Source organism: Pseudomonas sp. H26/SER47-MNA-CIBAN-0231, from assembly GCF_040310465.1.
In the GTDB taxonomy this organism is placed as follows: Bacteria; Pseudomonadota; Gammaproteobacteria; order Pseudomonadales; family Pseudomonadaceae; genus Aquipseudomonas; species Aquipseudomonas atacamensis.
The window spans coordinates 373,909-397,053 of the sequence record NZ_JBEOPW010000004.1; the positions used below are offsets into that span (position 1 = coordinate 373,909).

General features: G+C 58.7%; 24 protein-coding genes and 1 pseudogene. 11 read left to right on the forward strand and 14 right to left on the reverse strand.

The window, feature by feature from the left end; all coding sequences use genetic code 11:
* Positions 1–9: 9 nt before the first annotated feature.
* Both AAEZ10_RS09155 and AAEZ10_RS09160 read left to right on the forward strand, forming a co-directional pair.
* The gene (locus AAEZ10_RS09155; RefSeq protein ID WP_110646584.1) at positions 10–354 is read left to right on the forward strand and encodes a YciI family protein; all 345 of its coding nucleotides are present in this window, start codon (positions 10–12) and stop codon (positions 352–354) included.
* Positions 347–1,582, forward strand: coding sequence for an RNA polymerase sigma factor (locus AAEZ10_RS09160; RefSeq protein ID WP_350568869.1), 1,236 nt, complete (start codon positions 347–349; stop codon positions 1,580–1,582). The genes AAEZ10_RS09155 and AAEZ10_RS09160 overlap by 8 nt, the downstream gene beginning before the upstream one ends.
* Before the next feature lie 224 nt (positions 1,583–1,806).
* On the opposite strand, the gene AAEZ10_RS09165 is transcribed toward AAEZ10_RS09160, so the two are convergent.
* A complete protein-coding gene (locus AAEZ10_RS09165; RefSeq protein ID WP_350568871.1) occupies positions 1,807–2,661 on the reverse strand; it encodes a LysR family transcriptional regulator in 855 nt (284 codons plus the stop codon).
* A gap of 89 nt (positions 2,662–2,750) precedes the next feature.
* Here AAEZ10_RS09165 and AAEZ10_RS09170 point away from each other — a divergent pair, with 89 nt between their 5' ends.
* On the forward strand, positions 2,751–3,188 hold the full coding sequence (locus AAEZ10_RS09170) for a multidrug/biocide efflux PACE transporter (protein ID WP_122704247.1): 438 nt from the start codon (positions 2,751–2,753) through the stop codon (positions 3,186–3,188).
* Positions 3,189–3,307: 119 nt separating this feature from the next.
* Here AAEZ10_RS09170 and AAEZ10_RS09175 read toward each other — a convergent pair whose 3' ends face one another.
* Entirely contained in the window at positions 3,308–4,066 is a 759-nt protein-coding gene (locus AAEZ10_RS09175; protein WP_350568873.1) for an SDR family NAD(P)-dependent oxidoreductase, read from the reverse strand.
* 119 nt (positions 4,067–4,185) lie between these two features.
* Here AAEZ10_RS09175 and AAEZ10_RS09180 point away from each other — a divergent pair, with 119 nt between their 5' ends.
* Positions 4,186–5,082: a LysR family transcriptional regulator gene (locus AAEZ10_RS09180; protein ID WP_016773563.1), complete on the forward strand. Its 897-nt coding sequence runs from the start codon at positions 4,186–4,188 to the stop codon at positions 5,080–5,082.
* Positions 5,083–5,220: 138 nt separating this feature from the next.
* On the opposite strand, the gene AAEZ10_RS09185 is transcribed toward AAEZ10_RS09180, so the two are convergent.
* Entirely contained in the window at positions 5,221–6,243 is a 1,023-nt protein-coding gene (locus tag AAEZ10_RS09185; protein ID WP_350568875.1) for a transporter, read from the reverse strand.
* 855 nt (positions 6,244–7,098) lie between these two features.
* Here AAEZ10_RS09185 and AAEZ10_RS27905 point away from each other — a divergent pair.
* Positions 7,099–7,257, forward strand: a pseudogene (locus AAEZ10_RS27905) (HAMP domain-containing protein); the annotation flags it as partial.
* A 117-nt stretch (positions 7,258–7,374) separates the two neighbouring features.
* Positions 7,375–8,142, forward strand: coding sequence for a methyl-accepting chemotaxis protein (locus tag AAEZ10_RS27910; RefSeq protein WP_408005036.1), 768 nt, complete (start codon positions 7,375–7,377; stop codon positions 8,140–8,142).
* Positions 8,143–8,433: 291 nt separating this feature from the next.
* On the opposite strand, the gene AAEZ10_RS09195 is transcribed toward AAEZ10_RS27910, so the two are convergent.
* Both AAEZ10_RS09195 and AAEZ10_RS09200 read right to left on the reverse strand, forming a co-directional pair.
* Complete coding sequence (locus tag AAEZ10_RS09195) at positions 8,434–8,739, reverse strand: PepSY domain-containing protein (protein ID WP_030142484.1); 306 nt, start codon at positions 8,737–8,739, stop codon at positions 8,434–8,436.
* 156 nt (positions 8,740–8,895) lie between these two features.
* Positions 8,896–10,023, reverse strand: a complete 1,128-nt coding sequence (locus AAEZ10_RS09200) for a glycerophosphodiester phosphodiesterase (protein WP_122704241.1) — start codon at positions 10,021–10,023, stop codon at positions 8,896–8,898.
* Positions 10,024–10,243: 220 nt separating this feature from the next.
* Here AAEZ10_RS09200 and AAEZ10_RS09205 point away from each other — a divergent pair, with 220 nt between their 5' ends.
* Entirely contained in the window at positions 10,244–10,570 is a 327-nt protein-coding gene (locus tag AAEZ10_RS09205) for a DUF2025 family protein (RefSeq protein WP_350568878.1), read from the forward strand.
* Between the two features lie 108 nt (positions 10,571–10,678).
* Here the strand turns inward: AAEZ10_RS09205 and AAEZ10_RS09210 are convergent, their stop codons facing one another.
* From AAEZ10_RS09210 to AAEZ10_RS09220, 3 genes are all read right to left on the reverse strand, one after another.
* Positions 10,679–11,179, reverse strand: a complete 501-nt coding sequence (locus AAEZ10_RS09210) for a DUF1003 domain-containing protein (protein ID WP_240996758.1) — start codon at positions 11,177–11,179, stop codon at positions 10,679–10,681.
* 135 nt (positions 11,180–11,314) lie between these two features.
* Entirely contained in the window at positions 11,315–12,634 is a 1,320-nt protein-coding gene (locus tag AAEZ10_RS09215; RefSeq protein WP_256808959.1) for a methyl-accepting chemotaxis protein, read from the reverse strand.
* A gap of 231 nt (positions 12,635–12,865) precedes the next feature.
* The gene (locus AAEZ10_RS09220; protein WP_350568881.1) at positions 12,866–13,474 is read right to left on the reverse strand and encodes a TetR/AcrR family transcriptional regulator; all 609 of its coding nucleotides are present in this window, start codon (positions 13,472–13,474) and stop codon (positions 12,866–12,868) included.
* A 212-nt stretch (positions 13,475–13,686) separates the two neighbouring features.
* Here AAEZ10_RS09220 and AAEZ10_RS09225 point away from each other — a divergent pair, with 212 nt between their 5' ends.
* Positions 13,687–14,742: an MBL fold metallo-hydrolase gene (locus tag AAEZ10_RS09225; RefSeq protein ID WP_350568883.1), complete on the forward strand. Its 1,056-nt coding sequence runs from the start codon at positions 13,687–13,689 to the stop codon at positions 14,740–14,742.
* A 38-nt stretch (positions 14,743–14,780) separates the two neighbouring features.
* On the opposite strand, the gene AAEZ10_RS09230 is transcribed toward AAEZ10_RS09225, so the two are convergent.
* From AAEZ10_RS09230 to AAEZ10_RS09240, 3 genes are all read right to left on the reverse strand, one after another.
* Positions 14,781–15,038, reverse strand: coding sequence for a helix-turn-helix domain-containing protein (locus AAEZ10_RS09230; RefSeq protein ID WP_024014028.1), 258 nt, complete (start codon positions 15,036–15,038; stop codon positions 14,781–14,783).
* A gap of 12 nt (positions 15,039–15,050) precedes the next feature.
* Positions 15,051–15,368, reverse strand: a complete 318-nt coding sequence (locus AAEZ10_RS09235) for a helix-turn-helix domain-containing protein (protein WP_122752174.1) — start codon at positions 15,366–15,368, stop codon at positions 15,051–15,053.
* Between the two features lie 93 nt (positions 15,369–15,461).
* On the reverse strand, positions 15,462–16,229 hold the full coding sequence (locus AAEZ10_RS09240) for an AraC family transcriptional regulator (RefSeq protein WP_122507661.1): 768 nt from the start codon (positions 16,227–16,229) through the stop codon (positions 15,462–15,464).
* A gap of 113 nt (positions 16,230–16,342) precedes the next feature.
* On the opposite strand from AAEZ10_RS09240, the gene AAEZ10_RS09245 reads away from it, so the two are divergent.
* From AAEZ10_RS09245 to AAEZ10_RS09255, 3 genes are all read left to right on the forward strand, one after another.
* Positions 16,343–17,158 carry a sulfite exporter TauE/SafE family protein gene (locus AAEZ10_RS09245; RefSeq protein WP_350568886.1) on the forward strand — a complete coding sequence of 272 codons (816 nt, stop codon included), beginning with the start codon at positions 16,343–16,345 and terminating at the stop codon, positions 17,156–17,158.
* Entirely contained in the window at positions 17,146–18,396 is a 1,251-nt protein-coding gene (locus AAEZ10_RS09250; RefSeq protein WP_350568888.1) for a hypothetical protein, read from the forward strand. The genes AAEZ10_RS09245 and AAEZ10_RS09250 overlap by 13 nt, the downstream gene beginning before the upstream one ends.
* Positions 18,397–18,521: 125 nt before the next feature.
* Positions 18,522–19,712 carry a hypothetical protein gene (locus AAEZ10_RS09255; protein ID WP_122704230.1) on the forward strand — a complete coding sequence of 397 codons (1,191 nt, stop codon included), beginning with the start codon at positions 18,522–18,524 and terminating at the stop codon, positions 19,710–19,712.
* A 3-nt stretch (positions 19,713–19,715) separates the two neighbouring features.
* Here the strand turns inward: AAEZ10_RS09255 and AAEZ10_RS09260 are convergent, their stop codons facing one another.
* The 3 genes from AAEZ10_RS09260 to AAEZ10_RS09270 all read right to left on the reverse strand — a co-directional run bounded on the left by AAEZ10_RS09260 (position 19,716) and on the right by AAEZ10_RS09270 (position 23,144).
* A complete protein-coding gene (locus AAEZ10_RS09260) occupies positions 19,716–20,702 on the reverse strand; it encodes a hypothetical protein (RefSeq protein ID WP_350568890.1) in 987 nt (328 codons plus the stop codon).
* A 250-nt stretch (positions 20,703–20,952) separates the two neighbouring features.
* Positions 20,953–21,666 carry an HNH endonuclease gene (locus AAEZ10_RS09265; RefSeq protein WP_350568892.1) on the reverse strand — a complete coding sequence of 238 codons (714 nt, stop codon included), beginning with the start codon at positions 21,664–21,666 and terminating at the stop codon, positions 20,953–20,955.
* Between the two features lie 227 nt (positions 21,667–21,893).
* Positions 21,894–23,144 carry a ribonucleotide-diphosphate reductase subunit beta gene (locus AAEZ10_RS09270; RefSeq protein WP_016773579.1) on the reverse strand — a complete coding sequence of 417 codons (1,251 nt, stop codon included), beginning with the start codon at positions 23,142–23,144 and terminating at the stop codon, positions 21,894–21,896.
* Position 23,145 lies beyond the last annotated feature (1 nt).

The window sequence follows — 23,145 nt, forward strand, 5'->3', positions numbered from 1 at the left end:
GAGATCGCCATGAAATACCTATGCCTGGTCTACAGCGATGAACGCCTGCTGCACACCTCGCCGGACAGCCCGGAAGACGCCGAATGCTGGGCCTACGCCGAGTCGGTGCAGGGCAGCGGGCGGATGATCGCCGCCGAAGCGCTGGAATCGGTAGAGACCGCCACCACGGTACGCATGCGCAACGGCAAGGTGTCGATCACCGACGGGCCTTTCGCTGAAACCAAGGAGCAACTGGCCGGTTTTTACCTGATCGATGCCAAGGATCTCAACGAAGCGATTCAGGTCGCCGGCAACATTCCGGCAGCGCGGGTCGGCAGCGTTGAAGTGCGCCCGGTGCGGCAGTTGAATGTCTGACGTCAGGGCGCGGGTCGAGCAGGTCTACCGTGAGGATTCGCGGCGGATTCTGGCGACGCTGATCCGCCTGCTCGGTGATTTCGACCTCGCCGAAGAAGCCTTGCACGAGGCGTTCTTCGTCGCGGTCGAACGCTGGCAGCGCGACGGCGTGCCGGACAATCCGCGCACCTGGCTGGTCTCCACCGGACGTTTCAAAGCCATCGATGTGCTGCGCCGGCGCGCGCGGTTCAAGGCGTCGCAACCGTTGCTGCTGGCACAACTCGATGAGCTGGAGCAGGCTGACTGGAGTGGCGAAGACGTGGAAGACGATCGCTTGCGGCTGATCTTCACCTGCTGCCACCCGGCACTGGCGGCAGATGCGCAAGTGCCGCTGACCTTGCGCGAAGTCTGCGACCTCACCACCGAAGAAATCGCCCGCGCTTTTCTCTCGGCGCCGGCGGCGATTGCCCAGCGTATCGTGCGCGCCAAGGCCAAGATCCGCGACGCGAAAATCCCTTATCAAGTGCCCACGCTGAACGAATTACCCGAGCGCCTCGACAGCGTGTTGCGGGTGATTTATCTAGTGTTCAACGAGGGTTATTCGGCATCGGTCGGCACTGAGCTGACCCGCGAGGATCTGACGCGCGAAGCGATTCGCCTCGGGCGCTTGTTGATGGAGTTGCTGCCGGAGCCGGAAGTCATGGGTCTGCTGGCGCTGATGCTGCTGCACGAATCACGTCGACCGGCGCGCACCTCGCCGAGCGGTGAACTGGTGTTGCTCGACGATCAGGATCGCTCGTTGTGGGATGCCGGGCTGATGGCCGAAGGCTGCGCGCTGGTCGAGCACGCGCTGAGTACGCGGCGGTTCGGGCCGTATTGCCTGCAAGCGGCGATTGCAGCGGTGCATGCGGAAGCGCCGTCGGCGGCGCAAACGGACTGGCAGCAGATTGTCGGCCTGTATGACGTGCTGCTGCGCGCGGTGCCGTCGCCGGTGATCGAGCTGAACCGGGCGGTGGCGGTGGCCAAACGGGATGGAGCGTTGGCCGGGTTGTTGTTGGTTGAAGGGATTTTGACTCGGGGCGAGTTGCAGGATTACCACTTGGCGCATTCGGCGCGGGCGGAGTTTTGCCGGCAATTGGGCCGGGTGGAGCAGGCGCGGGCGGCGTATCAGCGGGCGCTGGAGCTGACGCGGCAGGAGCCGGAGCGGCGGTTTATTCGAGGACGGATCATGGCGCTGGAAATGCTCTGACCTTGGCGCTCTGGCGATTGTGAGCAGTCTGTGGATTGCCCTCACCCTAACCCTCTCCCAAAGGGAGAGGGGACTGATCGGGGGATATTGGAGGGATTCACCGACTTGAACGAATTGTCTTGAATCCATAATCGATAAGGTTTTTCAGGTCGATGCATAACGCCAGACACTTCGGTCGGCCCCCTCTCCCTCCGGGAGAGGGCTGGGGTGAGGGGCTTTTGATCTTATTCGAGCATCTTGCTGAGCAACCAGCTCCCCGCCGGCCCCGGCGGATACAAGCGCGACCACAAGGCGTCGACAAACACCGGTTTCGGCCAGCCGCGCACGTCGAGCTCTATTAGCAAATCATTGGCATAACGCTGCACCAGCCACCTCGGCAACGGTGCCCAGCCAAAGCCTTTTTCCGCCATTTCCAGCAGCATCAGGTAACTCGGCGCCGACCACACCCGGCCTTTGCCGCGACTGTCATACGGATTGACGATGGTCGCCAGCCGCAATTCGCGATGTTGCTCGAGGATCTGCTGATCTACATGCTCAAGCTTCGCCAACGCATGCTCGCGGCTGACGAACAGGGCGATCTCCGTGCGCTCGGCCACAGTGGAGGTCACAAGATCCGGCGGATAGTTGTCCTGCATTTCCGCGAAGGCCAAATGCGCTCGGCCACGCTGGACCAGCTCGATCAGGTCTTCACACTCGGCAATCAGGCATTCAAGCTCAAGCTCCGGATAACTCTGCTCGAAATCCACCAGCGCCGCCTCGAAACGATAGGACTGATAAGTGTCGGAAATCGCCACGGTCAGCTTCGGTTCCACGCCTTGGGCCAATTGCCGCGCGCTCATCTCCAGACGACTGGTGGCGGCCAGAATCGCCTCGGCTTTTTGCAGCATGACGTGGCCGGCGGGGGTGAGTGTCGGTTTGCGGCTGCTGCGGTCGAATAGCTGTAGATCCAGATCGATCTCCAGGCTTGCCACTGCCGCGCTAATGGTCGACTGACTACGCCCCAGTTTGCGCGCCGCTGCGGAAAATGAGCCCTGCGTCGCTGCCTGGACAAATGCCAACAGCACTTCCTGCGAAGCCATGAACTATCGCCTTGATCGATGGTTATTGGTTTTGAAGTATCGGTATTCAGTTGGATCATGGCAACCATCGTCAAACAAGGAGTCAGGCCATGACTGCCCACAAGTCCATCACCGAACGTGTTTTCCAGGCGGTTGGTTTCGAGTTTCTCGCGATCCTGATCTGCACACCGCTGCTCGCATGGATCATGCAAAAGCCGTTGCTCGACATGGGCGCGGTGACCGTGTTGATCGCGCTGTTGGCGCTGGCGTGGAACGTGGTGTTCAACCGTTATTTCGACCGTGCATTGGCGCGGATGAATCTGCCGCACAACGCCTGGGTCCGTGTAGTGCATGCGTTGCTGTTCGAAGGTGGACTGATCGTGATGGGCGTGCCGCTGATTGCCTGGTGGCTGTCGGTCAGCCTGTGGCAGGCGTTGTTGCTCGACATTGGCGTGCTGCTGTTCTTCCTGCCGTACACCTACGTCTACCACTGGGGTTATGACGTCCTCCGCGAGCGCTTCAAGGCCCGCCGCGCATATGAAAGCTGAGGTAGCCCTGTGGCGAGGGGATTTATCCCCGTTGGGCTGCGTAGCAGACCCGATTTTGGGGCCGCTCCGCAGCCCAGCGGGGATAAATCCCCTCGCCACAAACAGTCTGTTGGTTGAGGTCAGAGAAACATGCCGCCGGATGCCTCGACCCGCTGACCGTTGATCCACTGTCCACCCTCCGACAGCAGCAGCGCCAGTGCACCGCCAATATCATCCGGCAGCCCGACCCGACCCAGCGCGGTATTGCTGGCGACCATCGCGTTGACCGCGCTGTTGTCGCGCACCGTGCCACCGCCAAAATCGGTTTCAATCGCACCCGGCGCCACAACGTTCACGCCAATCTGCCGCGCCCCCAGCTCTTTCGCCTGATAACGCGTCAGCACTTCCATCGCGCCTTTCATCGCCGCGTAAGCGCCGTAACCCGGCAGGCTGAAGCGGGTCAGGCCGCTGGAAATATTGACGATGCGCCCACCGTCATTGATCAGCGGCAGCAACTGCTGAGTCAGGAAAAACGGCCCTTTCAACTGCACGTTCATCAGCAGATCGAACTGCTCCGGGGTGGTTTCGCTGAACAGCGCATGCACGCCGACCCCGGCGTTGTTGATCAGGAAATCAAAGCGCTGACGCTCAAAGGTTTGCCCCAATACCTGTTCAACCTGCGCGGCAAACGCGGCGAAGTTTTCGCTGTGGCCGACGTCCAGTTGCAGCATCGCCGCTTTCGCGCCGAGTGCCTGCAATTCAGTGACCAGCGCCTGGGCCTCGTCGGCGCGGCTGTTGTAGGTGCCGATGATGTCGATGCCTTGCGCGGCGAGGTGCAGGGCGGCACTGCGGCCCAGGCCACGACTGGCGCCAGTGATCAGTGCGATTTTGCGGTTCATGCGGACTTCCTCGATTGCGTTGAATGGGATGGAAGAAGTTTATTTATCCGCCCTGAGGTGATAAACACGGCAAAAGCGGAATCACTGATCGGCTCAGCCGAACAATCACCGGGGCTTGCATGAACAAACTGGAACTGCTGCGCACCTTCGTCCGGGTCAGCGAACTGTCGAGTTTCACTCTCGCCGGGGAAAGCCTCGGCCTGCCGCGCTCCACGGTGTCCGAACAGGTGCAGGCACTCGAAGCCTTGCTCGGCACGCGGCTGTTGCAGCGCACCACGCGCAAGGTGCAGGCCACTCAGGATGGACTGGTGCTGTATGAGCGCAGCAAGGACTTGCTTTCGCACATGGATGAGATCGAAGGGTTGTTCCGTCAGGACGAGGCTTCGCTGACCGGGCGCATCCGCGTCGACATGCCGAACATCCTCGCGCGACGCTTGATCATGCCGCGCCTGCCGGAATTCATGGATCGCCACCCGAATCTGCAGATGGAAATCAGCAGCACCGATCGCCGTGTCGATCTGCTGAGCGAAGGTTTCGACTGCGTATTGCGCATCGGCGCGCAGCCGGATCAGTCGGTGGTCGCCCGGCATCTCGGCGACTTCCCGATGGTCAATTGCGCCAGCCCGGCTTACCTGCAACGTTACGGCGTGCCGCAGACCATCGAGGATCTGGCGCAGCATCGACTGGTGCATTACGTCGGCGTACTGGGCTCGCGTTCGGAAGGGTTTGTGTATGAGGAGGGTGGCGAAGTGCGACGGGTGGCGATGGCCGGCAGTGTCACGGTCAACAGCACCGATGCCTATGAAGCGGCGTGCCTGGGCGGCTTCGGCCTGACGCAGGTACCGCGCACCGGCATGCAGCCGCATCTGGAAAATGGCGAACTGGTGACCGTACTGCCACAACACACCGCACCGCCGATGGCGATTTCGTTGTTATACGCACGGCAACGGCATTTGCCGCTGCGGGTGCGGGTGTTTATGGATTGGCTCGGCGATGTCGTTCGTTCAACGCTCTGACATTGAGCACATTGCCCCTGTGGGAGCGAGCCTGCTCGCGAAAACGCCATGTCATTCAACATTGACTTATCTGACACACCGACTTCGCGAGCAGGCTCGCTCTCACAGGGAGGGCTGTGTTGTGTGTGGGATATGCGCTCAGTAATCGCCACGCTTGCGAAACGCCCAGCGCCCGGCAATCACGGTGAACGTCGCCACCAGCGCGACCAGCACCCAAAATCCGTGCGGGTCCTGGGACAGCGGCACACCGCCGACATTCATCCCGAAAAAACCGGCAATGATGTTGATCGGCAAGGCCAGCACTGTCACCACCGTCAGGGTGAACAGCGTACGGTTGCTCTGTTCGTTGAGGTTGGCGGCGATTTCTTCCTGCAACAGTTTGATGCGTTCGCCGAGGGCCGTGAGGTCGTTGATGATCAGCGCAAACTCCTCGGTGGATTTGCGCAACTCCTTGACGTCCTCCTTCTGCAACCACGGCGGCGGACGATTGAGCAGGCGCAGCAGCGAACCCGGCTCCAGCGCCAGCAGCCGTTGCAGACGCACCAGCACGCGACGGTTGGCGCCAAGTTCGGCGCGGTTGGTCGACAGGCGCGAGGAGAGCAGTTCGTCTTCGACCTGATCAACACTCAGGCTGGTCTTGCGCACGATCTGCGTCAGCACTTCGCCCTGATCGCGCAGCAAATGCACGAGCAGTTCCGAGGGCGAGCGAAAGCACTCGCCGGCCTTCACCGACGAACGCAATTTATCTACCGAATGCAGCGGTTGCAGGCGCGCGCTGACGATCAGTTTGCTGCGCACGCAGACCCACAGCGTCGACACGTCGGAGGAAACCATGCTGCTGAGGTTGAACACCACATCGTTGACCACCGCCAGCAGCGCCGAATCGACATGCTCGATGCGCGTCGAACGCGAACCTTCGTGCAACGCCTCGAAAAATTCCTCGGGCAATTGCAGATGACTTTTCATCCAGCGCTCGCACGCGGCGTGGGCCAGGTTCAGGTGCAGCCAGAGGAATTCGCCACTGTCGCTGTCGTCCTGCAAACAGCGCAAAGCCGTCGCCGAATCGATCTCGCGACCGCGCTCCCCGGGCAGAAAACGAAAGCCGTAGAGCAAGCCAAACAGGTCCGGGGCACGATGGCTGATATCGAGGCTGTGGTTCATGGCGGCTCACTGCGAGGAGGGTGTCTGGTGGGGGATTTTCAGGTTCACCTGAGCGGCATCATCGCAAGCCAACATGACCGTTTTGTGACAGTAAAGTGACTGCAAATCAACGCGTTACCGACTGTCGGAAGATTCTCAAGAAGCCCTCTGGCGCGCCGATCTCAGGTGAGTTAGGTTGCGCGCCATCGGCCCTTGGCCATGGTACGTCGACAGGGAAGTCCGGCCATTTTTCACGTCCGCTCGGGCGTGCCTCATCCCTGCTTCGAGTACCTTGCAATGCTGCAAAAATCCCTGAGAACGCAAATTCTCGCCCTGCTGAGCGGCAGTCTGCTGGCGATATTGTTGATCGCGCTGGCCTGCTTTCATTTCCTCTCCAACGGCGTGCAAAGCTATAGCCAGTTGATCGCCGGCCCGTTGCACACGTCGCAACTGATCGATGAAGCCAACCTGCAATTCAAAGTGCAGGTGCAGGAATGGAAAAACGTCCTGCTGCGCGGCAAGCAACCGGCGGATCTGGCGAAATACTGGAGCCAGTTCGAAGAGCGCCAGCGCGACGTGCAGAACATTCTCGGCGAACTGGCCGGCCAAAAAGGCATCGAGGCCAATCTCAAATCCCGCATCGAACGCTTGCGCGAGGAGCATCGCCAGTTGGGCGCGGCCTACCAGAAAGGCCGCGATGCCTACGTCGCTGCCGGTGGTGATCCGAGCGCCGGCGACGCAGCGGTCAAAGGCGTTGATCGCGCCACCAGCGAGCAGATGAGCGCACTGGTCGCCGAGCTGCGCGAGCAGGGCACCGCGCAATCGGCGTTGATCAGTGCCAGCGCTGACCGTACCGTGTGGCTGGGGCTGTTGGTGATGCTCGCGTCAGGCTTGTTGATCGGTCTGCTGAGCCTGTGGCTGGTCAGCCGCAACCTGATCGAGCCGATCCGCAACCTCATCGATTACGTCACCCGCTTGAGCCGTGGCCAGTTGGCTGAACGTGTTGTCAGCGAGCGTCGCGATGAACTGGGCAACCTCGCCGCCGCAGCGAACACTCTGCGCGATTTTCTCGCGGACACCTTCACTCGCTTGCAACGCAGCGCCGGTGATCTGGACAGCGCCAGCGGCGAGTTGAACGCCATTGCCACGACCATGGCCGGCGGCACCAGCGAGCAATTCAACCGCACGGATCAAGTGGCCACGGCGATGAATGAAATGTCCGCCACGGCCCAGGAAGTCGCCCGTCACGCCGCCGATGCCGCGCGTGCTGCCGACGATGCCGATCAGTCGGCGCAGCAGGGTGAAAAGGTCATGCAGACCACCATCCATTCCATCACGCAGATGCGCGGCGAAATCGCCAACACCGCCACGGTGATCCGTCGCCTGGAAACCGACAGCGGTCGTATCGGCAAGGTGCTGGAAGTGATTCGTGGCATCGCCGAACAGACCAACCTGCTGGCGCTCAACGCGGCCATCGAGGCGGCGCGGGCGGGTGAGGCCGGGCGTGGTTTTGCCGTCGTCGCCGATGAAGTGCGCAACCTCGCCCAGCGCACGGCGGAGTCGATCATCGAGATCAACCAGATTATTCAGAACGTGCAGACCGGCGCTGTCGATGCCGCGCAGGCCATCGAGAGCGGCCAGGCACGCAGTGATGAAAGCGTCGAGCAAGTGACCCAGGCCGGCGCGATGCTGGAGCGCATCACCTTGGCGGTGGAGGCTATTCGCGACATGAACCGGCAGATCGCCACGGCGGCAGAAGAGCAGACGTCGGTGGCCGAGGATATCTCGCGCAACCTGACTGAAATCACTGCGATTGCCAGCACCAACCTGGACAACGTGCAGCGCACCGAAAGTGCCAGTCAGAACCTGCATGGGTTGTCGGGGCAGTTGAATGAGGTGACGGCGCGGTTGAGTGCTTGATTTGCTGGGTAACGGTTTGTCAGTGTTTTCGGCGTGATCGCTTTGGCCCCTCACCCTAGCCCTCTCCCGGAGGGAGAGGGAACTGACCGCGTTGTTTGGTCGAGGTACGCCGACCTGCAGTAGCGAGTCGAACATAAGCTCGAAATGCTTACAAATCAGCTCCCTCTCCTTGGGGAGAGGGCTGGGGTGAGGGGGACCGATTCCACAGACCACACAAAGTTTGCGCCCCAATTCGCAGCCACAAAAAAGCCGCACGATCGTTAAATCGTGCGGCTCTTTTACAGCGGTCTATCAAGTGTCTTGCTTGTTGCTCAGCACTTTACCGGTGGTGGCATCAAAGTCCACGTCGAACTCTTTGCCGTCAGCAGTCTTAAGTTCAACTTCATACTCGTAACCATTGAAGTGGTTATCCAGGTCGGTGTCGGTAATCGTTGCGCCCGGGTGCAGTTTCAGTGCTTCGGCGTTCATCGATTCCAGCGACTTGATCTTGCCGTCCTTGACCAATTGCGGGATCTGGTCGATGCGAACATCAGCCTGAGCCAGGCCAGCGGTGAGGGTCAGGGCAGCGGCGGTAAACAGGGCAGTCAAAGTTTTCATCGGTTCATTCCTTGGCAGTGCGTTGAAGTGGTTGATCTGTGTAAGTGGGTTCAGATTAACCAGCGCAACTTAACTCACCCTTAAATCTCTGCTTCGCGATAAAACTGCTCTTTGTGGGAGCGAGCCTGCTCGCGAAGCAGGCGACTCGATAACAACTTAGAAACCGTTCTTCTTCAGAACCTCATCAACACTGCCAACAGCCGGACGCTTGTAAAACTTCAACAGTTCACTGGCGCGGTTGGTAAAGATGCCGTCGACACCCGCCGCCATGACTTTCTCGTAGTCCACCGCCTCGTCGACCGTATAAACATGCACCAGCATGCCCTGATCGTGGGTGTACTTATTCATCCACGGTTGCACCAGGTCGGAGTAACTCTGATCACCACCCTGAGTCAGCTTCGCCGAAGGGCCGGTGCCGATCGCGCCCTGGGCCTTGGCGTAGTCGACCCATTGCTTGAATTCCGCTTCCGACTTCGGTTCCTGCTTGCCGTAGAAAACGTTTTTGTCTTTCTCGCCGGACGCGGCGAACGTCACGGCGGATTTAGGCTCGATGCTGCCTTCGCCGACCCACAACAGCAGAATCTTCGGCACTTGCGGCATTTCCTTTTCCAGCAATTGCAGGCTGTTTTTGTCGAAGGTCTGCAGGATCACCTTGCCTTTGCCCTGACCGACGCCGAGCGCACTTTTCGCCAGTTTCGACCCGGCCGGGCTCAGCCAGCCGCGATCCTGGAGTTTTTCCTTGAGGTCATGTTCGATGCCGGGAAACAGCTGCGGCTCTTTGGTTTCGATGTACAGGCCCGGCTTGTGCTGCGGGTTGGCGCGGGCGATGTCGATGATTTCATCGAGGGTAAGAATTTTCAGCCCGGCGTAGGACGGGCGTGCGCGGTCAGGATATTTGCTGTTGAACCAGCTGCCGGCATCAAGGGTTTTCAGTTCGGCCATGGTGAACGCGGTGGCCGGGCTGTCCTTGCGCTCGGGGAATTTACTGGCGACGTCGGTGGTGCGTTGCAGGTTGTCGTCGTGCAGGGCGAAGAGCACGCCGTCCTTGCTGCGCTGTAAATCCATTTCCAGGTAATCGGCGCCCAGGTCACGGGCCAGTTTGTAGGCCGCAGCGGTGGATTCCGGGGCATCGAACGACGCGCCACGGTGGGCAATCACCGCCGGATGCGGAATGCCATGGGCGGCAGCGATTGCCTTGGGCTCGGGGTGGCTGGCGGCATGCGCCTGACCGAGGCCGAACAACAGACTCAGCACCAGAGCGCTTCGGGTAAAAGTGGCAGGCATGGTCGAGTTCCTTTCGCAGGTTTTTTTCGAGACGTACCTTTTAACAATTGACGCGCCGTAGGGCTATCGCCAGACCGACATAAAGCGAGCAAAACGGAAATTTCCTGCACTTTTGTGGCGTTGTTTGCAGTACGCTTGCCCACGGCATATGCCCCGGCAGAGGGCGCGCCGCTACATTGCCCTGCGTGTAAACCATCGATCATCTTTCGTGAGGTTTACCATGCGCATCACCTCCCAACTCATCTGCCAGGCTGCCGACGATCTCAAAGGCTTCGTTGGCCTCAACCGCAAGACCGGCCAATACATCGTGCGCTTCAGCGAAGATTCGTTCGGCATGGACGTGGCAGACGACGGCATCATCCCGGCCAGTGAATTCGTCTGGGCGAAGGCGTCGGAAACCACCATGACCCTCAAGCGCGAATTGATTCAGTTGCTGCTCGATCAACACATCGACGACCGGATCAACATCACCGAACCGTTACGGATTTATATGAGCAAGGTTGAAGTGCCGGAGATTGTTGCGGTGCGGAGTCTGGTGCGCGGTTGAGGCTTTGCAGTGGGGTTGCGGGCCTCTTCGCGAGCAGGCTCGCTCCCACAGGGATTTTGTGAACGCCACAGATCCAATGTGGGAGCGAGCCTGCTCGCGAAGGCGGCCTTAGTTCTGGCACACGTGAGCGTGCAACTCGCTGGTCAGTCCTTCGATGCGCTCGGTGAGGGTTTTCGTCATTTCGGTAAGGCGGGTGTTTTGTTCCAGCAACGCCAGCAATTGTGCGGAATTCTTCGCCGCCTCAGCCTGACGTTCGGTATTGGCCAATGCCAGAGCTTCGCGGTGCTGCGCATCGGCGTCGGCCTGCGCTTTGTCGCGCGCGGCCTGACGGGTTTGTGCAAGCAGGATCAATGGCGCGGCGTAGGCCGCTTGCAGGCTGAAGGCCAGGTTCAGCAGGATGAACGGGTAGACGTCGAATTGAGTCACGCCCCATACGTTGAGGCTGATCCATACCGCAACGATCAAGGTTTGCGCTCCAAGGAACAGCGGCGTGCCGAAGAACCGCGCAAAGGCTTCGGCGCGCAGGGCGAAGGCGTCGTTGCCGAAGGTCGTATTCAGATGGGCGTGGGGGCGGTGGAAGCGCAGGTGATCGATGGGGGCGTTGGACATTCCAGGTTTTTCGTTATTCATGGGGCACTCGGCGGGGCTTGGGACGTGTCGTCACTATAGCTCTGCGTTGTGGCGGCCGACCTTCGCGGACTGCCCACGAAGGTTGCGACTCGTTCTATCGACCCTGTACAAACCTCAATTCGACACCCGCTCATTGGCAAACATGCTCACCGCATCCACCGCCTCACTGGCGCCATCGCGAATCTGCAGAATCACCGTGCCGGCCTGATTGGCCAGTTCCACGCCTTCTGCGGCGCGGTCGCGGGTGCCTTGCATGCTCTTGATCGCCTGCCGTGTTTCGCTCTGGATCAGACTGATCATGGTGGAGATCTCCGCGGTGGAACCGCTGGTGCGCGCCGCCAGTTGCCGTACTTCATCGGCCACCACGGCAAAGCCGCGGCCCTGTTCACCGGCGCGCGCGGCTTCGATGGCGGCGTTGAGGGCGAGCAGGTTGGTCTGATCGGCGATCGCGCGGATGGTGTTGACGATGGCGGTGATCTGCTCGGAGCGGTCGCCCAGTTGCGCGATCAGCGTTGAGGACTGGCTGATGTCCTCGGCGATTTCGCGCATTTCGCTGGCAGCCTGTTGAATCACCTGCGTACCTTGCTCGGCGACTTTTCGCGTCGCTACAGAGATGTGATAAGCGGTGCTGGCACTGCGCGCGTCCTGCTCGTGTTGCTCGACACGGGCGGTAACGTCAGACGCGAACTTCACGACTTTGTACAAACGCCCCGAAGCGTCGTAGACCGGGTTGTAGTTGGCCTCCAGCCAGACGATCTGACCGCGTTTATCCACGCGCTCGAACTGCCCGTGGAAGAACTCGCCCTGATTCAGGCGCCGCCAGAAATCCTGATAGGCGCCGCTGTTGACCAGCGCCGGGGTGCAGAACAGGCGGTGATGCTGGCCCTTGAGCTCTGCGAGGCTGTAACCCATGCGCGTGAGAAAATTCTGGTTGGCGGTAAGAATGTTGCCGTCGAGATCGAACTCGATCACCGCCATCGCGCGATCGATCGCCTGCAGCTTGGCGTTGGCCTCGTTCTCCTGCTGCACCTTGGCGGTGACATCCATCGCGTACTTGACCACTTTGATCACCCGTCCCGACGCATCCTTGATCGGGTTGTAACTGGCCTCGAGCCAGATCGGCTGGCCTTTGCTGTCGACCCGTTCAAAGGTGCCGGACTGGAACTGACCGTTTTTCAGGCGCGACCACAGCTCAGTGTATTGGGCACTGCGCCCGAACTCTGGTGTGCAGAAATGCCGGTGCGGCTGGCCGATCGCCTGGGCAGCCGTGTAACCCATGGTCTTGAGGAAATTGTCATTGGCACGCAACACCACGCCATCAAGATCGAATTCGATCACCGCCATCGAACGGTTGATCGCTTCGAGCATTGCAGCTTGGTCAAAAACGGTGTGTTGCAGTTCAGCGAGGGCGGCTTTCTGGCGATTGAAGAACATGCTTGCGATACTCGGAAGTGGGGAAAATCAAAAGGATTCAGTCCCTATTCCTGCGCCGGCAGACCGAAATGCACAGACGGCATTCGGTGGTGACTGCTCAATGCCAGCGTTCCGTTACTGGCAGATGGCTACTTATACAAAACTTAATAAAGTTGTACAAGAAAGGAATTTTTCACGACTTTGTATAACTTTTTGCGAAATTAGTTGTACGCGGCTCGCCGCGCCAGTGATTCACCGCTGATACAGTGCCAGGAACATCACCAGCGCCGACTCGGCAACTGCATTCTGCGCGTCTGGATCAAGGGCCGCGCGACCCAGCGAGATCTGCGGCCAGAATGCGAATGCCTTGAGCAAACCTTGTACTTGATGCGCGGCAAATTCTGGATCCACCGGTTTGAGCCGTCCGTCGGCTTGCGCCGCGCGTATCCAGACGGTCAGTCCTTCCTCGCGCTCGCCCATGCGCTCAATCATGTTCTGCGCACGTTCAGGGGAATGAATGGTTGCGGCAATCGCCACCCGGGCGAGGGTGAGAAAATTCTCGTCGGCCATCATCTGCACTTTTTCTCGCAGCATCAGGCGCAGCTGCTCATGCAGCGGTTGCTCGCGGTCGTAGCTCACCGATGGCTCGGCAATGATCCGCGCCCACAACTGATTAAGGATCTCGGCGAACAGCTCTTCCTTGCTCGGGAAGTGGTTGTACACCGTCCGCTTCGACACCCCCGCCGTGGCGGCGATCTTGTCCATGCTGGTGATTTCGAACCCGTGGGCACGGAATTCGGCGATCGCCGCCTGGATGATGGCTTCGCGTTTGCGATCGGTGAGGCGTTGTGGAACGGTCATGAGCGGACTTCGGCAGAGAAGGGGGGGAAATTACACTCGGCAGTTTACTTGGCGCCGGCTTTGATGCAACCTAGAAACTACACCGCTCAGTGTAATGTTGCGTTAATCCTCGCACCTTACAAACCAGAGCGTTTGGCCTTTGCGTGCAGCTTGGCCATTTTCATTTCCCGTGGAACACCGTGCAGCACACGGTTTTTCGGAGTCGTTCAGTCATGGCCAATCCAGTCTCTCTCCCGGATAACACTCCCACGCCTGAAGCCTCTCGACAGGATCAAGGGCTGTTTCGCAATCATGCGCCGGTGCAGCGCGAAGGGGTACGCAAAATGCTGCGGATCATGTGGAACATGATTTTCCACAAACCGCGCGACACCCGTCCGAGCGCCGCCATTCCTGTGCAGCCGCTGACCCGTGAAGATCTGCTCGCAGCCCCCAATCACAGCGTTTACCGCTTGGGACACTCGACGCTGCTGCTGAAGATGCGCGACAAATTCTGGATCACCGATCCGGTCTTCGCCGAGCGCGCCTCGCCGGTGCAATGGGCGGGTCCGAAACGCTTCCACCAACCGCCGATCAGCATTGACGAGCTGCCGCCGATCGAAGCGGTGATCCTCTCCCACAACCATTACGACCATCTCGACTACGAAGCGGTACTCAAACTCGCCAACAAAACCACGTACTTCCTGACCCCGCTGGGCGTGGGCGACACCCTGATCAAATGGGGCATCGACGCCAGCAAGGTGCGCCAGTACGACTGGTGGCAGGGCACCGAAATCGCCGGTATCCGCTTCATCGCCACCCCATCGCAGCACTTCTCCGGCCGTGGCCTGTTCGACGGCAACAGCACGCTGTGGGCGTCCTGGGTGATGATCGACGCCGACACACGAATCTTCTTCAGCGGCGACAGCGGTTACTTCGACGGCTTCAAACGCATCGGCGAACAATACGGCCCGTTCGACCTGACCCTGATGGAAACCGGCGCCTACAACGTCGAATGGCCCCACGTGCACATGCAACCGGAAGAAACCCTGCAAGCCCACATCGACCTCAAGGGCCGCTGGCTTTTCCCGATCCACAACGGCACCTTCGACCTGGCCATGCACGCCTGGCACGAACCTTTTGACCGCATCCTTGCGCTTGCATGGGAACGCAGTATTGCGATTACCACACCGCGGATGGGGGAGGCGTTCAACATTGCGCATCCACAACGGGGGAATGCGTGGTGGATGGCGGTTGAAGAGGAGGGGGAGGCGCTAGTGCAGAACGCCTGACGATTTCATCCGGTTCGCCTCGGTGCGAACCGGATGAATCAGATTCCTATTTCCTTCATTCGCCGGTGGTAATCCTCCATCGTAGCGACTGACAAATCCCTGAATTTTCCACGAAGTATCTGACTTAGTGTTTCCAAGGTGATGCCAGTAATTTGCGCCGCTTCAGATTCGTTCAGGTTGGCAGTCTTGATCAACGCGGCCATTTTTGTCGCATATCCCGATTTGATCAGCATTTCATCTGCACCCTGCAGTCCCAAATCTGCGTAGACGTTGCCCGTGCTTCTTTCGATGTCCATCCTTAGCGCTCCTTATTCGGCCATCGCAAAATCCCCACGCCCCACCGATTCCCCCGCCATAGCCTGCGCCCTGACACTGCGCCCCGGTGCAAACCCCGGGAAGAACACCAACCCCTGCGCTTCAAACCGATAAGCCAGTGCCAGCCTTGCGGCGTCCGCCACGTCCTGCTGCGCTTCGAACCGCTGGATATCTGCCACCGCCACCTCGGCCTCGCGCGACAGTTGTTCAACGCTCCAGCCCAGCATGGCGCGGGCCTGGACGCAGTGGGTCGGGGTGAACTGGAAAAGGGCAATGCGTTCGAGGACGTGGTTCATCGCAAGAGAGGCCATGGTGTGCTCCGGGCTCAAAAGTGCTGATTGAAAATGTACTGTGTTTTTGTACAGTTGTTTTTGGCCGGGATCAAACGCATTTTTCGAATTTGCCTAGTTCGTCGGCTCCAACCAGACGGACGGTGCCTGTCCCAGCACTCGCCGAAACATCGTCGAAAACGCCGCCGGGCTCTCGTAGCCGAAGTCCAGGGCAATCCGCGTCACCGCTTCCCCCGCCGCCAACCGTGCCAACGCCTGCACGACGCACGCCTGCTGGCGCCACTGACGAAAGCTGAGCCCGGTCTGCTGCCGAAACAATCTGTTAAAGGTACGCAAGCTTATGTGTAACTGATCGGCCCAATCCTGCGGGGATTGATGGGTGTTGGGCATGTTCAGAAAGGTCTGACACAGACTGAGGAGCTTTCCTTCGGCTGGCATGGGAATGTGTAGGGCAAGGGGCGCGCTGCGTGCCAGTTCATGCAACAGCAAGTTGATAAGCACGCCGTCGCGTCCGGCCTGGTCGTACATCAGTGGCACGTCCACCGCTTCCATCAGCAAATGCCGCAGCAGCGGCGACACATTGAGCACTTGGCAGTCCGGCCCCAATTCCACGTTGCCCGGTTCGATGTAAAGGCTGCGCGTGCTCACCCCGAGCATTAACACCTCGTGGGCCACGCCCGGCGGAATCCACACCGCGCGCTGCGGCGGCACCACCCAATTACCGTTCCGAGTGCTGACCTGCATCACGCCGGTGGCGCCGTAGAGCAATTGCCCACGTCGATGCGTATGAAACGGGAGTAGGTGGCCGTGGGAATAATCGGTACCGATGGCCACGACCGGGCGAGGCGTGTCATCAAGCTGATTGATCGAAATATTGCGCATCAGGCGAGTTCCAGCGATTGGCGTAAACGCGAACATTATTGGCCCGACTACTGAAGCCGGCCAGTGCATCGCGCTTTAATGTTCTGGGCTCCCCCCGATCCTGGACGTCCACCATGTTCTACCTCCTGCTTACGCTGTTCGGTTGCCTCACCGGCATCAGCGCCGTGCTCTTCGGTTTCGGCGGCGGCTTCGTCATCGTGCCGCTGCTCTATCGCATGCTCACCGCCAGCCATGCAGCCGACGACCCCATCGCGCAATCGGCCATGCACATCGCCGTGGCCACCTCGACCTGCGTGATGGTCGTCAACGCCCTGATCGCCACACGCAAACACCAACGCGCTGGCAATCTGCTCCGGGAATACCTCTGGCCATTGGGCGGGTTTATCGGCGTAGGCGCGGTCGTCGGCGCCATCGCTGCGATGTGGGTCAGCGGTCAAGTGATCCGCTACGCCTTCATCGCCTACCTGGGCGTGACCATCGTCGATTGCCTGCTGCGCCGAGGATTTCTCACACAGTCCCAAACGACATTCCCACGGCGACTGACCACGACGGAAACATCCGCCGGTGGCGCAGGCATCGGCGCCATCGCGACCTTCCTAGGTGTAGGAGGAAGCGTCATGACCGTGCCGCTGCTGCGCCGTTGCGGGCTGAGCATGTCGCAAGCGACCTCCATGGCCAATCCGCTCAGCGTGCCGGTGGCGTTGGCCGGCACACTGACGTACATGGCGCTGGCCGGGTTCACTGAGTCTGATCTGGGGATTTGGTATATCGGGTATGTCGATGTGCTGGCGTTTGCGCTGCTGACGGTTGGTTCGTTGCTCGGGATCAGATTGGCTGCGCCGTGGATAGGGCGGATACCGGATCGGCTGCATGCGCGCGTGTACATCGGTTTACTTATGGTGGTGATGATCAGCATGTGCTTGAGCTGAGCGCGACGGCGCTCGATTCCAGCGCGCAAGCTCGCCATAATCCGCAGCTACTTTCGCTGGCAGTTGCTCGCTTATTCAAGGATGAAGTGATGTACCGAGGACTGTTACGTCTTTTTGCGGTTTTTCTTCTAACGGGTTTTTTTGTCTCGACGGCAACTTGGGCCGAGACCGGCGCGCAGTTGTTCACCGGCACGTTGGGTAAATCGTCAATCGTCCTCGAAATAAATCCTCGTACCGGAGAGGGACGTTACTTTTACAAGAAGTACCGCAAGGATCTACCACTCGACGGTGCTCTGGACGGGGAAACGCTTGTGCTGGAAGAAGGCTCGCGGATGGACGACTCACGCCCGACCTTGCGTCTGCAGCCGACAACTGATGGTTGGTATGGCGAGTGGACGAGCACCACTGGGAAAAGCCTGAAGATCGAGTTACAGCCAGCCGTCATCCCCGATGTAGCGGATGATGCCTTGCCATTTTTCACCACACTTCACGACAAGTACCCTTATGAATACCTGCGGCTGCAGGGCGTCACACTCAAAAAAGGCAACATCGACACCTTCATGGGCTACACGCTGCAGTGGTGGAGCGAGCCGAAGACAGGCACTTCTCTGTTTGAAGTGGTCTCGGGTTATTCCCTTGAAGAGCGTCGACGCATCAACCAACAATTGATGGCGCGTTTGTGGAGCGAGGTATTGTCGTCTTATGGATGTTCAGGCAGTTACGCGCAGTCGAGCCAACCACTGTGGATGTCGTCAACAGTGATGAGTGTTCTAATTTCATCAGATTATTTCTGCGGCGGTGCCTATCCGGATCAAAGCCAGGATGCGCTCAACTTCGACACTAAAACAGGCAGACTCCTGACCCTTGATGATGTTTTGTGGGTGGGGCAGGGCAAGCCATTGCATTTCCAACGAGAGGGCGACTTCGGCGGGGAGGCGTCCGGCTCGTCTGATTCCTGGTCTAACTACCGCAGTGAGGAACTGGCACCCTGGCTGGTCGCGCAGCTGCTGAAACTCTACTCCAGTGAAATGACCGTTACCCCCGAAGGCGAAAACGACTGCAACTACGACGAGAGTTATCCCTGGCAATTTCCCGGTTGGCACTTCACGGAACTGGGCATCAAGCTCGAGCCATCATTTCCCCACGTCGCGGCGGTCTGCGGATTCGTCGACTGGAGCGTTCTGCCGTACACAATCGTCAAACAACATCCGGGCGGGGTTGCACTGCAACTGCCTTGATGTCGCGTTTACTTTCATGCGCAGCCCCTCGATTCCCGACCACAACCCCGCCATAATCGCCGCGAATTTATCCGCGCCGGCCCTCAAATGCCGGCGCGACCTCTGACTCTTTCAAGGAACGATCAATGCTCAAGGGACTGATGCGCCTGGCGCCATGCGCTGCTGTGCTGTTCTCGCTGATTCCAAGTGTCCACGCCGATGATGGCCGACGCGTGTTCACCGGCACGTTGGGCAAAATGCCGATCGTCGTAGAGCTCAATATCACGCAGCAGGACGAAGTAACCGGTCGGTACTTCTACGAAAAATACCATCGTGATTTGCCGCTCAGTGGCGCGTTGCAGAACAGCACGCTGACCTTGACCGAGGGCAATAATCGCTATGGTGACGACAAGCCGCTGTCAACGTTGGAACTTGAAGAAACCGGCAGCGGCTGGCAGGGCGAATGGAAAAGTCCGCAGGGCAAGAAGCTGCCAGTGAAACTCATCGAGGCCAGACTTACCGCCCCCACCTCATCAACTTTGCCGTTTATTGCCGCTTTGCCCTACAGCGAGCCTTACGAGTATTTGCGCCTGCAGGGACTCAAACTGAAACCGGCGAAGAAAGAAAACTTCATGGGCTACGACCTGCAATGGTGGACAGAGCCTGAGACAAAGATTTCCCTGTTCAGCGTGGAGTCCGGATTGTCGAAAGATGATCAGCAACGGGTTAACCAGCAGTTGCTTGGACGCCTCTGGAATGAAGTCATCAGTTACCACGGCTGCCAGCTGCAGGGCGGCGAAAACGTCGAATTTATGCAACAGGTGCAACCGAAAATGATCTCGCCAGCCGTGGTCAGCCTGAACATCTCGACCAGCTATTACTGCGGCGGCGCGCATCCAGACTTCGGCGATTCACCGCTCAACGTTGACGTCAAAACCGGCCACCCGCTGTCCCTCGAAGATGTGCTGTGGGTCGGTGAGGGCAAACCACTTTTACATGCCGAACGCGACAGCTTGGGCGACGAACCTCTGAGCAAGGACGAAAGTAACGCGCGCTATCAGTACGTAAGCAAAGAGTTGGTGCCGTGGGTGATCAAACAATTCACGGCCCTGTACCCCACAGAAATGAAGACACCGACGGGAGATGACGACTGCAACTTCCAGGACGAAAGCATCTGGGGGACTTCACCTTGGTACTTCACCGAGAAGGGCTTGTACCTCGGCGCGTACTTCGCTCGCGTGCAACGCTCTTGCGATAGACCTGACTGGTCGATCCTGCCGTACTCCCTAGTCAAACAACACCCTGGCGCCGTAAAACTGCAACTGCCCCAAGGCTAGCCATCACTCCAACCCCGGCGCTTCACGAATAATGAAGTGATCCAGGTTCTCGATATTGGCATTGAAGACCTCGAAAGGCTTTTCGGGGTTCTTCTTGCCGGGTACCTGCTTCAACTCCGGCGTCACCCCATAGAAGAAACAGAACAACGCCTTGTCGCTATCCACCGCGTGCTTGATCTCCTCCAGAAAGGCCTTGCGCTTGCGGTAGTTGTCGATCAGCTTCTTGTTCAGATAAACGCTGACCGGATACGGCTTCTTCTTACTGTCCTCGGGCTTCTTGAACCAGACCTTGTCCTCGAAGTCGATCCGAAAACTGGCACTGTGGAAGTCCTCGATCTTCTTGATCCGCCCCCAGTAAATCAGCCCCTTGTTGTCCGTCAGATACTCGATCTTCTTGAAGAACGAACTGTACGGCGCCGTATGCTCGCCAATCTTCAACGGCATGCGCTTAAGCAAATCCTTGTCGGCGAAGTTGGAAACAAAACACTCCACCGGATGCGCAAACACACTGGTCTTGTCCGGCGCCGACTCACGACCCACCGACTCTTTACCACTGTCCGCCGCCGCCCGCACCGAGTCATCGCGCAACACATCCGCCGCCCCCGCTGGCGCGGCAGGCTTGCGCACATACTCACGCCGGGTCAGCAACAACTCTGATGGGAAGTGTTCCTCACGCCCGTCATCCACCTCGCCATCCGCCGTCTCAACGCCAGAAGCCGACGCCTTCAAACTCACATATGGACAACCCGCGACGTGCTGTGTAGTGGGCAGATTCTTGAAGTGCGGCGTGCGAACGTAATTCACGTTCTTGGCGTTGAACGTGCCCAACTCGTTGGAAGCCTCGAACGCCGAACGACAGGCATCGTTGGGGCACTGGAAGTGTTCCTTCGCCGAGTCAAACGCCACCGTCTCATCGAAATTGAGATCGCGAACATCATAGATCGACAACTTGTCGTCGAGGCTGAGGCAGTAGGCGAGGTCGAATTTCATGGTGGGGCTCGGATCCTTGAGTGGGGGAGGGGTATTAATAGCGGGAGGCGGCGCGGGTTGCACTGATTGTTTTCAGGATGATGCGGGATTTGTGGGAGATAGCCTGCTGGCGATTGGTGGCATCAACCTAATCTCGAATCCAGACACCGACCCAGCAGCAACACATTGAATTGTGGTGAGGGGATTTATCCCCGTTGGGCAGCGAAGCTGCCCCAAATCCAGCAAATGAGGTTAGCCAGACAAACTGCAATTATTCCTTTTCGAGTCTTCCAACGTTGTCATAAAGCCAAGCAGTGAATTCAGCTCTGTCGTCCGAATGATGGCAACGTTGGTGACAGTTGGGACACAACGCCACAACATTCGAAGGAAGGTCCGAACCCTCTTGCGACATATGTTTAACGTGATGGGCTTCCAGAAACGGTTTCCCATTCTTTTTAAATGGAGCTAGTTCGCCACAGCCTTCGCACTTTCCGTTGGCCTGCTGGCGAACCCAGCCCCTCAATTCAGGATCGCGAAAGTAAACCTTTCTAGTGGAAGTCGTTTGGATTGGTGTTTTTATCCCTTTGGGGACGTAATCAAATTGCTTTTGCTCAAATTTAGCCGCGCGTTGCTCGAGCAATGCTTCGTCCGCCGTTGGATTGGAATCTTCCAGTGTCAGAACGGCAGAAGCATCAAGTGCCTTACGAATGCTGCTCGCTACATTCGCGCCAACATTCTTGGCAGGTTTGTAGCCTTCAATACGCTTTCTATCCATCTCGACCAACACGGTAGAAATGTTCTGCATCCGGAACTCGACAGAGCCTTTAGTCCGACCAGCTAACGGGCCTTCGCGCAGGATGCGATTCTCCTCAGTCTTGACGAATTTCTGGCCGCTCTGCTCGCGTACAAGCATCTTCAGATAGGCATCGACTGCCGCCTGAATCTCGACCTCACTCCAATCGCTATTACTTTTTTCCGTGTCCATAAAATCGCCGAGGGTTGAAAACCCTCGGACGATACTGAGTGGCCATCACTGCTGTCTAGGAAATTTCCTACAGGGAAAAGCGACTGATCCTGCCAAATCCTACCAATGCATCGTTAACCTAATTACCGCTTATCGCCCATAAAAAAGCCCCGATCAGATCGGGGCTTTTTTGCTTTCTCGATTCGCCGACTTAAACCGCAATCGTCAAATCATGCCGAGCGAGACCATTAGTCCCAGCTCAACGCACCACCAGTTTGGTATTCGATCACGCGAGTCTCAAAGAAATTCTTCTCTTTCTTCAAGTCCATAATCTCGCTCATCCAAGGGAACGGGTTAGTCGTCCCTGGATACTCTTCCTTCAAACCAATCTGCGACAAACGACGGTTAGCGATGAACTTCAGATAATCCTCCATCATCGCCGCGTTCATGCCCAGTACGCCGCGAGGCATGGTGTCGCGAGCGTATTCGATCTCCAGCTGCGTACCCTGCAGGATCATCTGGGTCGCTTCTTCTTTCATCTCAGCATCCCACAGGTGTGGGTTTTCGATTTTGATCTGGTTGATCACGTCGATGCCGAAGTTCAGGTGCATGGATTCGTCGCGCAGGATGTATTGGAACTGCTCGGCGACGCCGGTCATTTTGTTGCGGCGGCCCATGGAGAGGATCTGGGTGAAGCCGCAGTAGAAGAAGATGCCTTCCAGAACGCAGTAGTAGGCGATCAGGTTGCGCAGCAACTCTTTGTCGGTTTCCGGGGTGCCGGTTTCGAACTTTGGATCGGAGATCGAGCGGGTGTACTTCAGGCCCCAGGCTGCTTTTTTCGCGACCGATGGGATCTCGTGGTACATGTTGAAGATTTCGCCTTCATCCATGGCCAGCGATTCGATGCAGTACTGGTAGGCGTGGGTGTGGATCGCTTCTTCGAAAGCCTGGCGCAGGATGTACTGGCGGCATTCCGGGTTGGTGATCAGGCGGTACACGGCCAGGACCAGGTTGTTGGCAACCAGGGAGTCGGCGGTGGAGAAGAAGCCGAGGTTGCGCATGACGATGCGGCGCTCGTCGTCGGTCAGGCCTTCCGGGTTTTTCCAGAGGGCGATGTCGGCGGTCATGTTGACTTCTTGCGGCATCCAGTGGTTTGCGCAACCGTCCAGATACTTCTGCCAGGCCCAGTCGTACTTGAAAGGTACGAGTTGGTTGAGGTCGGCGCGGCAGTTGATCATGCGCTTTTCGTCAACGGCGACACGGGCGGAGGCGCCTTCGAGTTCGGCGAGGCCTTCGGCGACGTCGAGGGAGTTCAGTGCAGCCTTGGCGCGGGCCACGGCGGCCGAGTCGTCGGCGGTGACGGCGCGGGCTTCCAGCGCTGCGGCGCCGCCGGCGTTGTCGAGGCGGTCCATGTTGGCTTCGCTTGCGTGGCCGGCGTTGGCGCCTTTCACGGTTGCGACTTCACTGTCTTCTTTATCGAATTCGTCCCAGCTCAGCATG